Annotated in this window: 15 protein-coding genes; 7 read left to right on the top strand and 8 right to left on the bottom strand. The window is 34.5% G+C overall.

Annotation, left to right across the window (positions count from 1 at the left end; genetic code table 11):
• Positions 1–31: 31 nt before the first annotated feature.
• Positions 32–3,556, bottom strand: a complete 3,525-nt coding sequence (locus tag FHP05_RS14440) for a S8 family peptidase (RefSeq protein WP_147670566.1) — start codon at positions 3,554–3,556, stop codon at positions 32–34.
• Positions 3,557–4,064: 508 nt separating this feature from the next.
• Positions 4,065–5,114, bottom strand: coding sequence for a M20/M25/M40 family metallo-hydrolase (locus FHP05_RS14435; RefSeq protein WP_147670564.1), 1,050 nt, complete (start codon positions 5,112–5,114; stop codon positions 4,065–4,067).
• Between the two features lie 194 nt (positions 5,115–5,308).
• Here FHP05_RS14435 and FHP05_RS14430 point away from each other — a divergent pair, with 194 nt between their 5' ends.
• The 4 genes from FHP05_RS14430 to FHP05_RS14415 all read left to right on the top strand — a co-directional run bounded on the left by FHP05_RS14430 (position 5,309) and on the right by FHP05_RS14415 (position 9,344).
• Entirely contained in the window at positions 5,309–5,857 is a 549-nt protein-coding gene (locus FHP05_RS14430; protein WP_147670562.1) for a thioredoxin family protein, read from the top strand.
• Positions 5,858–6,014: 157 nt separating this feature from the next.
• On the top strand, positions 6,015–6,401 hold the full coding sequence (gene yugI, locus FHP05_RS14425; protein ID WP_147670560.1) for a S1 domain-containing post-transcriptional regulator GSP13: 387 nt from the start codon (positions 6,015–6,017) through the stop codon (positions 6,399–6,401).
• A gap of 249 nt (positions 6,402–6,650) precedes the next feature.
• Positions 6,651–7,997 (top strand): glucose-6-phosphate isomerase, encoded by a 1,347-nt coding sequence (locus FHP05_RS14420; protein ID WP_147670558.1) that lies wholly within the window; start codon positions 6,651–6,653, stop codon positions 7,995–7,997.
• A gap of 180 nt (positions 7,998–8,177) precedes the next feature.
• On the top strand, positions 8,178–9,344 hold the full coding sequence (locus FHP05_RS14415; protein ID WP_147670556.1) for a MalY/PatB family protein: 1,167 nt from the start codon (positions 8,178–8,180) through the stop codon (positions 9,342–9,344).
• Between the two features lie 65 nt (positions 9,345–9,409).
• Here FHP05_RS14415 and FHP05_RS14410 read toward each other — a convergent pair whose 3' ends face one another.
• Positions 9,410–9,997: a superoxide dismutase family protein gene (locus FHP05_RS14410; protein WP_147670554.1), complete on the bottom strand. Its 588-nt coding sequence runs from the start codon at positions 9,995–9,997 to the stop codon at positions 9,410–9,412.
• 88 nt (positions 9,998–10,085) lie between these two features.
• Positions 10,086–10,280, bottom strand: a complete 195-nt coding sequence (locus tag FHP05_RS14405; RefSeq protein WP_147670552.1) for a hypothetical protein — start codon at positions 10,278–10,280, stop codon at positions 10,086–10,088.
• 123 nt (positions 10,281–10,403) lie between these two features.
• Between FHP05_RS14405 and FHP05_RS14400 the strand changes: the two genes are divergently transcribed.
• Positions 10,404–10,793 (top strand): kinase-associated lipoprotein B, encoded by a 390-nt coding sequence (locus FHP05_RS14400; protein ID WP_147670550.1) that lies wholly within the window; start codon positions 10,404–10,406, stop codon positions 10,791–10,793.
• Between the two features lie 126 nt (positions 10,794–10,919).
• Here the strand turns inward: FHP05_RS14400 and FHP05_RS14395 are convergent, their stop codons facing one another.
• Positions 10,920–11,183 (bottom strand): phosphocarrier protein HPr, encoded by a 264-nt coding sequence (locus tag FHP05_RS14395; protein ID WP_147670549.1) that lies wholly within the window; start codon positions 11,181–11,183, stop codon positions 10,920–10,922.
• A gap of 192 nt (positions 11,184–11,375) precedes the next feature.
• Between FHP05_RS14395 and deoD the strand changes: the two genes are divergently transcribed.
• A complete protein-coding gene (deoD, locus tag FHP05_RS14390; RefSeq protein WP_147670547.1) occupies positions 11,376–12,083 on the top strand; it encodes a purine-nucleoside phosphorylase in 708 nt (235 codons plus the stop codon).
• 127 nt (positions 12,084–12,210) lie between these two features.
• Here deoD and FHP05_RS14385 read toward each other — a convergent pair whose 3' ends face one another.
• Together FHP05_RS14385 and FHP05_RS14380 are read right to left on the bottom strand one after the other, a co-directional pair.
• Entirely contained in the window at positions 12,211–12,912 is a 702-nt protein-coding gene (locus FHP05_RS14385; RefSeq protein WP_147670545.1) for a 3D domain-containing protein, read from the bottom strand.
• Between the two features lie 66 nt (positions 12,913–12,978).
• Positions 12,979–13,290: a YuiB family protein gene (locus tag FHP05_RS14380; RefSeq protein ID WP_147670536.1), complete on the bottom strand. Its 312-nt coding sequence runs from the start codon at positions 13,288–13,290 to the stop codon at positions 12,979–12,981.
• A 411-nt stretch (positions 13,291–13,701) separates the two neighbouring features.
• On the opposite strand from FHP05_RS14380, the gene FHP05_RS14375 reads away from it, so the two are divergent.
• Complete coding sequence (locus tag FHP05_RS14375) at positions 13,702–14,691, top strand: NAD(P)/FAD-dependent oxidoreductase (RefSeq protein ID WP_147670534.1); 990 nt, start codon at positions 13,702–13,704, stop codon at positions 14,689–14,691.
• Between the two features lie 86 nt (positions 14,692–14,777).
• Here the strand turns inward: FHP05_RS14375 and FHP05_RS14370 are convergent, their stop codons facing one another.
• The gene (locus FHP05_RS14370) at positions 14,778–15,134 is read right to left on the bottom strand and encodes a HesB/IscA family protein (RefSeq protein ID WP_147670532.1); all 357 of its coding nucleotides are present in this window, start codon (positions 15,132–15,134) and stop codon (positions 14,778–14,780) included.
• Positions 15,135–15,190: the final 56 nt, after the last annotated feature.

Raw genomic sequence — 15,190 nt, 5'->3', positions numbered from 1 at the left:
CAAGACTTTTTGTCCTGTACCTTTTTTACCTTTATTCTTCAATATTGATAAATAACTTTCCTGCTGCTTTTTCTTTTGTTACATTTCCATAGGCATCTTTTACAGTTACCTCAAGCTCAGCACCATCCGCATAGGCTTTTTTCGGTACTGTCCAATATCCAACATATTTACCCGGAGATACTTCCATTATAGGTAATTCTGTTGTATTTGATAATTGATGTTTTGTATTGGTTAATGGCATATGAATAGCAAACGATGTCTTTAATCCTGGTTCACTTGTAAATTCAACCTTCACACTTTCACCAGTCTCTAAATGGACATCCTCATTTGGTGTCAATCCTTCTAATTCTACACCATTGAAATTCACATCAATGGTAACTGATTTTTCTGTTGTATTTCCTGCTAAATCAGTAGCCACGACTTCAATTACACTTTCACCATTATCTAGTAAAATACGTTTCGAGTACTTTCCATCTTTGACATTTGCTTTCTGTCCATTCACTTCTACCGTATCAAGATAATCATCAGCAACGACACCTTCTACTGTTACCGTTTCTCGGTTTGTTTTATCACCGTCTCTTGGACTATCAATCGATAACTCAGGTTGTTGCGTATCCAGTGTTACAACAATTGCTTCTGATTCACCTGTTTTCCCTTCATTTTTCAAAGAAACGGCTTTAAATTCATTTTCTCCTTCAGTTAATTCAACATCAAATTGGAATTTTCCTTTGTCATCAACTTCTTGAGTGTCTACTTCTTCCCCATTATTTAATAATTGAATCGTAGTTGTCGGAGAAGCAGTTCCTTTAATCGTTTGTTCTGCTTCGTTTGTAATAAAGGATTCCTCTGGTGTTGTAATAACTGGGTTCTCAATTTCATAGGATACACGTGCACGAATCATATAGTTACCTTCATCTGCTGGAGATTGTGACCAACTACCAGCAAATTGATAACTTCGCTCCGCATTTGGACTACTCTCATCTGTTGCTAATCCTGGAGTATATGGATTGTCCTTTGTTTGTTTATAAACCATATAGAAATCGCCGTCAACGGTAATATTATGTTCAGACAAATCGACAACTGTCCATTCGCCATTACGTAATGCCTCCGCATCAATCGGACCTGCTAGTTTTTCACCTGGAAGTCCATCTTGACCAGAAGCATCCCAAACTTCAACAGCAAATTCTGTTCCACCAGGCGATGGCCACTCTGTATCCCAGAATCGGAATACCCCATCTGTTACAATGGCAGTATCTTTCCCTTCAGGTAATGACATTTTCACTGCCCATTTGTTACCTGCATCATAGAAAGCACGTGCATTTTCTGGAGTTCCATCATCATAACCAATTTCTCCACCTGGATAGGTATAGAATGGTTCTAGTTCAATATTTAAATTTTGATCCTTATTCAAGGATACTTCTACTTCTTGGGTATGGTATCCAGTTGCAGCAATTTTTAATGTGTACGTGCCATTATATGCTGTTAATGAGAAAGTACCATCTTCATTTGATTGTATCGGCTCTATATTGGCATCCTCTACAAGTAAAATTGTTGCGTCTTTTACCGGATTTCCTGTTGCTTGATCTGTAACAGAGCCACTTAATGTGGATTTCGCCAACTCTTCTAATACAAAATTCACACTAGTAGATTCATCTGCTACCACTTCAACAGACTCTTGTTCTGATTGATATCCATAAGCATCTGCCATTACAGTGAACTTACCAGCTGCATGGGTAAATGCAAAAGTGCCATCATCCGGATCAGCATTTACCGTGCGACCACTTTCAAGCACACTTACTTTAGCACCGAGTGGTAGCAAAGTTGGCTTAGCACCTTTTTCTTTATTTTTAAAAGTTGGTAGTGAATTTTTCCGTTTTTTATTGTCGTCTTTTTTAGCCTTTTTCTTTTTCTTTTCTTTGTCCTTATTCGACTGTTCCGGTACCTTTGTCTCTTCTCCTTCTACCATTACGGTTCCTTCAATTGTTCCAAGTCCGTCCATAATAGAGGATACAGCCTCAAAAGCATTGACAACACCATGACCATATCCATTATTTGGTACATCAGAGTATTCTGAATCAGTTCTTGGTGTTGCTGTATTTATTAAAATTTCCTCCATATCACCAACAGAGATATTGGCATTCACTTGACGTAATAAAGCAGCTACTGCCGATACAGCAGGTCCTGACATCGATGTTCCATTCCAACCACCTTCATATCCACTACCAGGTACAGATGAACGAATATTTACACCTGGTGCTGATATATCTGGTTTTACTTCCCCGTATGGTGAAGGTCCGCGTAAAGAGAATTCTGCAATCATATCATCAATATCTGTTGCACCTGTTGCAAATGATTCTGGATAGTTTGCTGGAACGGCAATGGATTCTGGTCCACCAGGATTAAACAAAGTCGTATTTCCCGCTGAAAACTCAGGGAAAATATCATTTGCTCTCCAGGCACGAACCGCATCTCTATACCATTCATCCAACCCAGGTCCACCGCCCCAGGAGTTATTCACAACATCTGGGGCCAAATCTACACGACCACCTGGTGCTAAAATCCATTCTGCTCCATCCAATAGAATAGCATCTGTTGTACTACCAGAGGAATCAAAGACACGAACAGAAATCCATTCTGCTCCAGGAGCTACACCAATTTGGTTTTTCCCATCTGGCTCACTACCTACCATTGTTCCAGTTACATGTGTACCATGTCCCTGATCATCATAAGCTTCTTTCTGACCTGCCGCAGTTGCATCATAAAAACTAAACTGATGATCTACCTCACCTGCTGCAGCATCAAAGCCTCGATATTTTTCTTTTAGTGCTGGGTGATCCCATTGTGCACCTGTATCCAAGCTCGCTACAACTGTTCCAGTACCATCAATTCCCATGCTCCAAGTATCTGGTGCTTTAACACGTTCGACATTCCATTCTACATTTTGAAGCTTAGATTTTGGAGTTTTTTCTTTTGTCTTCTTTACAGCATGAAGTTCTCGTTTTTCGTTTGGTAATATTTTTTCTACTTCAGTGAAGGTTGCAATTTTCTCAGCAATTTCTTTCTTTGCTGTCACAGCCATTCCATTTACAATAAAATAAGAATGATAGTCTTTTACTGTTCCTTCCTTTTTCTCAGCTTCTAAAAATTCCTTCACATGTTGTTGTGATTCTGTTGCTGTTGTTTTTAGCTCTGTTATAACAGCAGATTGTTTCATAAATTTAGCACGATTACTACTTATATTAGCTTTTTGTGCTTTTTTCTTTGCTTTTTTCGCAGCTTTTTCTACCTCTGCTTTTTCTGTAAATTTAACTAAAAATGTAACATATTCATCTTTTTTAAATTCATTCATTAACTGACTACTTACTTTTTCTTTAGCTAATTGCTTCGAGTCATGGACTGAATGATGGATTTTACTACTGCTTTTGGTATTACTTTCCTCTTTGCCATTTTTATCTACAGATTGTGCAGATACAGTTGGAGCAAACAGAGATAAAATCATTAATAGAGATGCTATAATACTAAATAACCTCATCCGTTTTTGTCGATTTTTCTTCATATAAATTCCTCCTCTTTCATCTTTGATTTCTCGTGCTAAACCAATATATAAATATCTCCTTTCTCGATGATTTTTAGGATTCTATCAACTTAGTTGTAAACTTTACTATACCTGTTTATTATTGAATATTCTGTCGATTATTGTAATAGAAATAACTCGGCAATGAAAATAAGTAAAAAGTAACAGAAAAAGTGTTCTATATTAACTATAATCATAAATAGTTTGAACAATAAAACATCCAAAACCCATTGATAGATATATAAATGAAAGGATTGTTCTATTCATTTCTTATAATAAATCATTGCAACTAGAAAGACTTGCTACATAAAAAATGAATCTTTTAGACTAGTGATTTTATATTAAAAAATAGAGTTCCAAATATTAGTATAAATACCCGAAGATAACCACGAAAAAAAGACCTATTCAATGTAGAGAAGATAGGTCTTAAGGATTAAATAGAAGAAACATCTCTTAGTATACAAACCAACAGAGATGTTTTTTATTATATTTATACCTCTAAAACGTTTAAATTTTCCGTACCATTTAAATTCGCAATCATTGTTGTCAATAGTTCTATTTCCTCTTCCATATCTTGAAGACTTACCGTTTCAACAGGGGAGTGCATATATCGTAGTGGTAAAGATACTAATGCTACAGGAACCCCTTTTCCAGTAAGTCGCATTCGATCTGCATCCGTTCCAGTCATTCGTGGTGTAAGTTCATATTGTAAATCCATCTCTAAGTCTTTCGCTGTGTTTTCTAATAATAGATTTATTTTTGAATGAATGGGAGCTCCTTTTGCTAGAACAGGACCACCTTCTAATTTGACATCACCGTGTTTCTTTTTATTTACTGTTGGATAATCTGTCGCAAACGTAACATCACATGCAATTGCCATCGTAGGCTCTACTCTCGCTGCAGCAAAATACGCGCCACCCATATTTGTCTCTTCATTAACTGTTGAAGCAGCATAAACACCAACTTTACAGCCACGCTCTTTTAATCGACGTAATACCTCAGCAACAATAAATGCACCTGTTCGATTATCTAAACCACGCCCAGCAACATAACGGTCCATTAATATCTCTGGTTCGGTTTTATAAACACCCATATCCCCGATTTGAATATGTTGTTCTGCTTCTTCTTTGGATTGGAACCCGCAATCTATAAATAGATCATCTACATCAAAATCACCTTTTAATCCACCATGATGCTGTGCATTTACACCAATCACACCAGTAATAGTTCTTTTCGTTCCTAGAATAGTTACACGCATCCCAACAGCTGACTTCGGATTTAGTCCACCAACTTTTTCAAAAAATAAAAATCCATCATCATCCATTCGATTAATCATGATTGCAATTTCATCACTGTGACCAGCTAATAACACTTTAAACTCCGCATCTGGATTTAATACTGCAATCGCATTTCCAATTGGATCTGTTCTAATTTCATCTGCAAATTCCTTTACATATGTTATCCATTTTTTCTGAATTTCAACCTCTTCTCCAGATGGGGAAGCAGTTTTTAATAATTGTATTAAAAATTTTTGATTCATTCTATTACTCCTTTCCTTTCACTAATAACATCATATCGTTAATCTTTCCCTTTATAAAAGCAAAAACATCTGATTACTTGTAAACAATTCCATAAAGTGAAACTTCAATCAGTGGGGTCTTACAGCTAGTTAACCGATGATAAATAGTATAAAATATAAACTAATGATACGATTTAAATGAGGTGAATTGTATAATGGATTTAAATCATTGGTTTAATAAAGGTATCTTACCAAAGAATTACGTAAATAACATGGAAAAATATCAAGAAAATCTTTTAGCAATTTATGAAGAATTTCAATTACAAGAACAACCCGAACTAGACCAACTTCAACAAAAAGAGTTGCGAGCTATCGTACTAACAGAAGACTGGTGTGGAGATGCCATGCTTAATCTCCCTATTTTATTACGAATAGCTGAAAAGGCAATGATAGATGTTCGAATTTTAAAACGGGATGATAATTTGGAACTAATGGATCAATATTTAACAAATGGAAAATCACGTTCCATTCCGATTTTTATTTTTATAGATAAACATGGAAATGAAGTAGCAAAATGGGGACCAAGAGCACCAAAGGTACAACAATTTGTCGATACAACAATGGCCAGTCTCCCAGCAAAAGATACACCAGAATATGATAAATTATTTCACGAAAAAATTCATACATTAACAACATCCTATCAAAAAGATAAAACACATTGGGATGCAGTATTTAATAGTATAATTACCACCTTAATGAGCTAAGCTTTATATAATCACCTACCAGACGAATTGGTGGGTTTTTTCTATTATTACATCCTTCTCTTCATTATATCGTCTTCTCTATTTTTGCCAGGAGCATTTCTTTATGATAGAATTTAAAAATGTGCAATGTGAAGAATAAAAATTAGGAGCTGTTATTATGAACGAACATCTTGAAGTTGGTCAAGTTCTACAAGGGAAAGTTACAGGACTTCAACCATATGGTGCATTTGTTTCACTTACAGAAGAAGTACAAGGACTTGTCCACATCTCAGAAATCACACATGGGTATGTAAAAGATATTCATGAACATTTAGCAGTTGGCGATGAAGTTACTGTGAAAATATTAAATATTGATGAAGACAAAGGGAAATATTCACTTTCCATTCGTGCAACAGTAGAACCACCAAAGAAGCAACCAAAAAAAGAACAACCAGCAAAATCATTTCAACAAGATAATACAGATGCAGGATTTAATACATTAAAAGATAAGCTACAAGATTGGATTTCCCAATCTAAAGAAAGAGAACAAACATTTAAGAAATAAATCCAATAAAATGAAACTTCAATCAGTAGGGTTATTTTCTTCATTCCCACTGTTGTTAGTACCAAAAGGGTATGACTTAAAGGCTCTAGAACGAATCGGGCGATAAACTTCTTTTTTCTATGGCAAAATCATGTAGAAAAAGGAAGTTTTTTTTACATAAATCTATACTCTCTATTCTTGCTTTTCTCTATCTGTTTCGTTACAGTTAAATATGATTTACAGCATAATTGAATTTGTAGGAGGATTATGATGACACATATTACGTTTTCATATGATAAAGCAAATCCTTTTTTCCACCCTCAGGAAATAAACTATTTAGAACCTTTTGTCAAAACAGCTCACCAATTGTTACATGATAAAATAGCCCAAGGAAATCAATACCTTGGTTGGATAGATCTACCAAAAAACTACGATAAAAGAGAGTTTTCTCGAATTAAATCTTGCGCAGATAAGATTCGGAGTGATTCAGATATTCTACTTGTCATAGGTATTGGTGGTTCTTATCTTGGTGCTCGTGCAGCAATTGAGATGCTAAATCACTCATTTCAAAATTTTTTATCGAAAGAAGAACGTCAAGCGCCACAAGTTATCTTTGTTGGCCATCACTTAAGTTCTACTTACATAGAAGAATTATTTGATGTAATAAAAGATAAAAATGTATCAATTAATATTATTTCAAAAAGTGGAACAACAACAGAACCAGCAATTGCCTTTCGTATTTTTAAAAACTACTTAGAAGAAAAGTACGGAAAAGAAGAAGCTAAAAAGCGAATCTATGCTACAACAGACAAAGAAAAAGGCGCCTTAAAAACAGTTGTAAATCAAGAAGGTTATGAATCATTTATCATTCCAGATGATGTTGGAGGACGGTATTCTGTTCTTACGGCTGTTGGCCTATTACCCATCGCAGTTAGTGGTATTTCCATTGACGACATGATGGATGGTGCTAAAGCAGCGATGAATGCATATGATGAGCCTTCCTTACAAAAGAATCCAGCATATCAATATGCAGCCGTAAGAAATATATTATATACTAAGGGAAAAACAATTGAAATGCTCGTTAATTATGAGCCCCATTTACAATATTTTTCTGAATGGTGGAAACAATTATTTGGTGAAAGTGAAGGAAAAGATCAAAGTGGGATTTTTCCAACATCTGCAAACTTCACAACAGACTTACATTCCTTAGGACAATATATCCAAGAAGGAAGACGTGATTTATTTGAAACCGTTCTACATGTTCAACATCCAAAACATGATATAACGGTAGAAGAAGATGAACAAAATATAGATGGTTTAAACTATCTTAGCGGAAAAACAATCCATGAAATTAATACGAAAGCATATGAAGGGACTATACTTGCTCACACAGATGGTGGGGTTCCAAATTTAGTTGTAGAAATCCCAAGACTTGACGCCTATACTTTTGGATATCTTGTATATTTCTTTGAAAAAGCTTGCGCAATGAGTGGCTATTTACTTGGTGTCAATCCCTTTGATCAGCCTGGCGTAGAAGCATATAAGAAGAATATGTTCGCTCTACTAGGTAAACCTGGATTTGAACAAGAAAAAGATGCATTAGAAAAAAGACTATAAAATACGAATAGATGTTTATTTCTCCAAAAATCGGGGAATAGTATGTATTGTAAGACTTTCTCGTATTCCCCCTGTAAGCAAAGCGTAAATGCTTTGCTTCTTTTTTTGAGCAAAATGAATATATTAAATTATATAAATGTACGTTATAATAAAGGTATTATTGATTTGAAGGGGGATTCTATGTTATTAAAGGCAATTCAACAACGAAAAAACACACAATCTGTCAAATGGGACGCAATGCAAGAAATATTCGAAGCTGATGACCTCATTCCAATGTGGGTTGCTGATATGGATTTTTCGGCACCACAACCTGTTTTAGATGCATTAAATGAACGCATTCAACATGGTGTTTTCGGCTATACTATAATTGATAATCACGTAACAGATGCCATTATTTATTGGCTTAAACAAAGACACAAATGGCAAATTCAAACAGAGTGGCTTTCTTTTAGTCCAGGTGTAGTAACAAGTTTACATATGGCTGTGCAAGCATTTACAAACAAGGGAGACAAAATATTAATTCAAACACCAGTATACACACCTTTTTATCATGTGATTGAAAATCATGATCGACAGGTTGTTAAAAACCCACTCAAACTTAAAAATGAATCCTATAGTATTGATTTTGTTGATTTAGAAAATAAACTAAAGCAGAATGTAAAAGCAATGATCTTATGTTCCCCACATAATCCAGTCGGACGTGTATGGAAAAAAGAAGAGCTATCAGAAATTTCTAGGCTTTGTTTAAAATATAATGTACTGATTATTTCTGATGAAATACATGCAGATCTAACCTATCCAGGATATCAACATATCCCAATTGCTTCCCTTTCAAGTGAAGTTTCACAGCAAACGATTACATGTATGTCACCAACAAAAACATTTAATCTAGCTGGATTAAATGTTTCCTATTGTGTCACTGAAAATCCATCATTAAAAGAAAAACTTGATGCATATTTTACTAAACAAGGATTTTCTATGCTTAATACAATGGGGAATCTTGCACTCCAAGCTGCGTATAATCATGGAGAAGAATGGCTTGAAGAATTACTACTCCAATTAGATGAAAATAGAAAGTACGTAATGGACACATTAGAAAAAGAAACAGACTTAAAAGTTATTCGTCCAGAGGGAACATATTTATTATGGGTTGATTGCAGTTCACTCGGAATGTCTGGGGAAGAGTTACAGCAATTCATGATTAAAAAAGCAAAAGTTGGTTTAAATAGTGGCTTAGGATATGGTGAAGTGGGGGAGCAATTTATGCGCATCAATATTGCATGCTCAAAAGAAACGTTACAAGAAGGAGTAGAACGGATCACTACAGCAATAAAAGCAATTTCCTAAATGACTGTTTGGCGACACATCACCCGTATTTTACGACGGGTGATGCTGTAAAGCCATACAGATACTTATTCTTCTTCTGTTTCACTTTGGATTTCAGTTGGATCTGTCGGTTCTTCATTTGATGCATCATCTTTTTGTTTTGTTATCTTTCCACAGACCAATCGCTTACCAGATTCTCCACTTGGCTGTGTCATTCCATCATCCTGATCCTCTGTAATGATTAATGCCGTTCCTTCTCCTGTTAAAAGTGATTTTTTCCCTTCTTTTAATGTTGCATCACTTACCGTAATTTCTGTATCAATTATACCTGAGCTATCAGCTTCTACATTCGGTAAATCTCCTATATGTGTTCCTTCTGGATGCATTAAACCATGCTTTTTTCCCTCCGGATTAAAATGATTTCCTGCTGTTTTAAAATCAGGTGCATCGCATTTAGCATATTCATGAATGTGAATTCCATGAAACCCCGGGGAAAAACCTTCTACTTTCAGTTTAATGGTTACCTCATTTTTACCATCTGTTAATGTCGCTTTTCCAACCATATCACCTGATGCATTATACATGTTCACCTCGAGCGATGAAGGTGTTCCTTGTTCACAAGATGCAAAGATAAGAAGGAGGAAAATCATCCATATAAACCATTTGAATTTCATTTTTTTGTTTCTCCTTTTAGGTATTGTTCTTTTTCTTAGTATCTACCAAACATCTGTATATAAACAAAAAATGACTCCTTAACAGAAGTCATTTTTGATTCGTATGATTTTGATCATCAAATGTAACATGTTCATATTTTTCTTGAAGTGTTTTTTCTTCTTTTTTAGATTTTTTTATAAAAAAGACGGTCGTCACAACAGCTGCAATAAAAAAAACTGCAAATATAATAATAGCAGGGATGTATTCTGCCTTATCATTTGGAAAATAAAGAAATTCCATCATGTGTACATCACTTCCTTACTTCATTTATTATAACCAATATTCACCGTAAAACCAAACATGAGCTGCTTTTCATTCGATAATTACCGCGTTTTTTGGCACAATGAAGTAAAGGAGGAGAAAAGGATGAAAGATATTCATATTGGTGACACCGTTCGTGCACATTATAATTCTGGTACATATATTGGAAAAGTACTTGAAGACCGTGGCAAGCATTTTTTGATCGAGATTTTAGCTGTATATAAGCACCCATTACAAGGAGATATTCATAACCCGTTCCAAGTAGAGGATGTGTTTTTTCATGAACGAAAAGCATTAGCATTTCGAGAAAAAGCAAATATTAAAAAACCTGCTGTACATCCCTTTGATGAACCTGTTCCAGAGTATGGGCTATCCTTAAAAAAGGCTGTAACAGAAGCAAGGAATAAATTAAAGGAAGAAGATACTCCTTTTAACCGTAAAGCACTAAAGAATATTGAAAACCTAGAAAAAGCGTATTATGAAAAACATTATTAATCATAAGCCAAATATAAAGAGATGCTAGATTATAATACACCCCAAAAGTTAGAATTTTTTAGTCCTAATTTTGGGGTGCATTTTAAACTCCATATTTCACTAACTTTTTATTATTTAAACAAAGCGTTACTCTCCTAAATGCTCTTTAATTACATCTTCTATCCCTTGAATTGCAGCTTCTTCATCTTTTCCATCTGCAATTACTTTAATCTTAGAGCCTTGCGGAATCCCTAGAGACATAACACCCATAATTGATTTTAAATTCACCTTTTTTTCATTGTAAACAATTTCAAGATCAGATTGATATTGACCTGCTTTATTTACTAATAAAGTAGCTGGTCGTGCATGTACACCTGTTTCAGAAGTAATTGTAAAAATTTGTTCTTTCATTTCATTGACGCCCTTTCCGTTCATTCTATATTTTAAATAAAAATAGACTATTCATAGCATAACTTGCCTAGCCTTATTATATACTAAACCCTTGTTTATTTTAAATATTTTAGAAGGAGAATATATTTTGTTTTTCAGTGTGTGATATGGTAACGTTTAAAATACAAGATTAATCCTAAGGAGGAGAAATAAATGAGTGTACATATAGGTGCTAAAAAAGGTGAAATTGCAGATAAAATTTTACTACCAGGGGATCCACTTCGCGCAAAATATATTGCAGAAAATTTCTTAGAAGATGCTAGCATTTATAATGAAGTTCGTGGAATGTATGGATATACAGGAACATATAAGGGTGAACGTGTATCTGTTCAAGGAACAGGAATGGGGGTTCCATCCATTTCTATCTATGTGAATGAACTAATCCAAAGTTATGATGTACAAAAGCTAGTTCGTGTTGGAACGTGTGGTGCTATTCAAAAGGATATTAACGTTCGTGATGTTATCCTTGCAGAAGGAGCAACAACAGATTCACAAGCAAACCAACTCATTTTCAAAGGCATTGATTATGCGCCTCTTGCAGATTTCCATTTATTAAAAAACGCTTATGATGTTGGTGTACAAAAAGGAATGAATGTACAAGTTGGAAATGTCTTTACAAGTGATTCCTTTTATCGGGAAAACGCTCGTGAAACAAATGAATTATTAGCGAGATATAAAGTATTGGCTGTTGAAATGGAAACATCGGCATTATATACATTAGCAGCGAAATTTAATCGACAAGCTCTATCTGTCTTAACCGTTTCCGATCATATTATAACTGGCGAAGAAACAAGTGCCGAAGAACGTCAAACGACATTTAATGAAATGATGGAAATCGCTTTAGATGCAATTATTAAATAAAAGCGAAAGAGAACATATCAACTTGTGATATGCTCTCTTTTTTATTTTTTTCGAATAGTTTATCATTTATAGGGAATCGTTATTTTTCAAATAAATCTCCAGTAATGAATTTTTTTAGAAAACAACCTTAATTTTTAATAATTTGGTCTCTAAATACTTGAAGTGCTTCATTTTCATTTAATACTTGTAAATGCTCTTCTGTTAATTCACCGGTTCCTTCTTCGATAATGTATACTTCAAGTTCCTTCTTACCCCAATTTTTGTATACATCTTCTACTGTATTATAATATAAATCAATTTTATTTCCCTTAATAGCGCCACCTTTATCAGCTACCACCCCATAACCATAGTCGGGAATAAATAGGATAGTTCCTATTGGATATATGGATAAATCAGCAGCAATAGTAGAATATAAATCTCGCTTTACTTTTACACCGGAATAGGTAATTCCATACCCTGGATGATTCGGTGTTTTACCTGTTGATTCATAACCTGCTGTATAGCCTGTGGCAACCACTGTTGCTGTCGGATATTGTTCTAATTGTAATTCTTCTTCCAATGTTTTTGGTCTTTCAATTTCTTCATTTGATATATATTTGGTTTGTTTTTGAAATACGTGTAACTCTTTTTTCTCTAATCCTATTTGTCTTGTTGAATGAGATGGAGATTGAAAAGTAGATCCTTTCTTTCCCTCTCCATGCACTTTCATGACAAACCACGGTTTCATATCATACAATGAGACGTTCGATATACTACTCCATGTTGTTAAAATTGCACCTATAAAAAGAATACATAAAATAAACCGTTTAAAAAAATTGCCTATTTTCAATGTAAACACCCTTTCTGGATGTCAGCATGTCCAATAAAGCAATTTTTTATGCATCAAAACTATTTTTTAAAACATTTGATAGCCACTTTTTCTTAAAAACTTAATTACAATTCCTGAGACGATGGTACCAATAAATCCTGAAACAAAAATCATCCAATCAACGGGTGTTAAGTGAATTAATATATCATATGTTTGTGAAAATGATTCACCTGGTGCTGTAAAATATTTGATAACACTAATCCCGTCTACCGTTATTACCATAACAAAAGGATAGAGAATACTCATTAGCCATGTTCTGCGTAATAACATATTTAATATAAAAGCAATACCAAAAAAAATCACGAAATAAAGTATAATCGAAACAATCAATTGTATCAACAGCTTATTCCCCTTCATTAACTAGTTTCTCTACCATAAATTTAATTCTATACGAAATAAATAAAAAAGCAAAGACAATGCATGTTCTATTTCTCAATAGAAACAGACTAAGTTCGTGGTTGTACATTCTTTTATTCCAATGCTTCATTGTACAAACTTTTTTTCATTTATGATACGATAAAGAAGACTTGATTTAAGGCTCCAGGCTGACCCTTAATTGCACTTATTTCGAAGCGTTACGACACCTATCTTTCGCCTAAAAAGGGTGGAGGATTCGCAACGTAGTGGAAATAAAGATGATTTCATTTAAAGCTTGTCGCTTCAATTTTATCTTAAAATACATGTTTTAAAGCAAAGCAATGAGGGCACATTCATACTATCTTTTTTGTAGAAAGAACAGGAGGAAGAACTTTGTCAGTACATAAAGTTTATGATATAACCATTATTGGGGCAGGCCCTGCTGGATTATTTACAGCTTTTTATGGTGGAATGCGCCAAGCAAGTGTAAAAATAATTGAAAGTCTACCACATACTGGTGGCCAACTATCAGCACTATATCCTGAGAAGGAAATATATGATGTTCCAGCTTTCCCTAAAATTCGCGCTCAGGATCTAGTTGATCAATTGGAAGAACAACTGAAATTATTTGAAACAACAATTGTCCTAGGACAAGCTGTAGAAAATGTTGAACGTTTGGAAGATGATACTTTTAAACTTACTTCACATACAGGTGAAGAGCATTTCACGAAAACAATCATCATTACAGCAGGAAATGGAGCTTTTCAACCACGACGCTTAAAAATTGCATCATGTGATCAATTTGAAGGAATCAATTTACATTATTATGTAAAAGACATGAACCAATTTAAAGATAAAAATGTTGTCCTTCTTGGTGGTGGAGATTCAGCTGTTGATTGGGCACTCATGCTTGAACCAATTGCAAAACAAGTAACACTTGTCCATCGGCGCGATCAGTTTAGAGCGCATGAACACAGTGTAGAACAACTGAAAAAATCTTCTGTTGATATTTTAACTCCATTCGCTGCCAAAGATATCATTGCATCAGATAGAATTGAAGAACTTGTTTTGGAGGAAGTGAAAGGTGACCGAGAGATAGCGGTTCCCTTAGATGATTTGATTTGTAATTACGGATTTGTTTCCAATCTAGGTCCAATTAAAGACTGGAATTTAGAAATTGAACGTAATAGTATTGTTGTAAATACAAAAATGGAAACAAGTATTCCAGGAATCTATGCAGCGGGTGACATTACAACTTTCCCTGGAAAAGTAAAATTAATTGCTACGGGATTCGGTGAAGGGCCAACAGCAATCAATAACGCGATGCAATATATAAATCCAAAAGCACGCGTTCAGCCACGTCACTCAACAAGCATGTTTTAAAAAAATAAAGACCATGTTGGAAATGGAATAAATTCATAACCAACATGGCCTTTTATAATTTAGGATTGAATTTTTTCATTCATCTATTAGCAGGATTCAGGTGTACCTTCACGTTTATCTGCTCTAAAAGATGAGCCACATCCACAAGAAACAATAGCATTTGGATTATCGATTGAAAATCCGCCACCCATCATATTTTGTTTATAATCAATTGTTGTCCCTTCAATAATTGGGATATCTTGTTTGAAAATAACGACTGGAATGCCATTTATTTCATCAACATGGTCTAGTTCTTTATTTACTTTATCATCAAAGCCGAGTGAATATGATAATCCACTACATCCACCACCTGTTATTCCAAAACGAAAACGTACAGGTGTTTCTTCTTCTTTCATCATTTCTTTAATTTGCTTACTCGCTTGATCTGTTAGTGTAATGACCATCAGCATATCCTCCTCGTAACTAAAATAAAATCCTTTTAATAAGAATTTGTATAGTT

The organism is Cerasibacillus terrae (assembly GCF_008039555.1).
GTDB lineage: Bacteria > Bacillota > Bacilli > Bacillales > Amphibacillaceae > Cerasibacillus > Cerasibacillus terrae.
The sequence above is the reverse complement of the archived record's forward strand: the minus strand, read 5'-3'. Positions and strand labels throughout refer to the sequence as shown.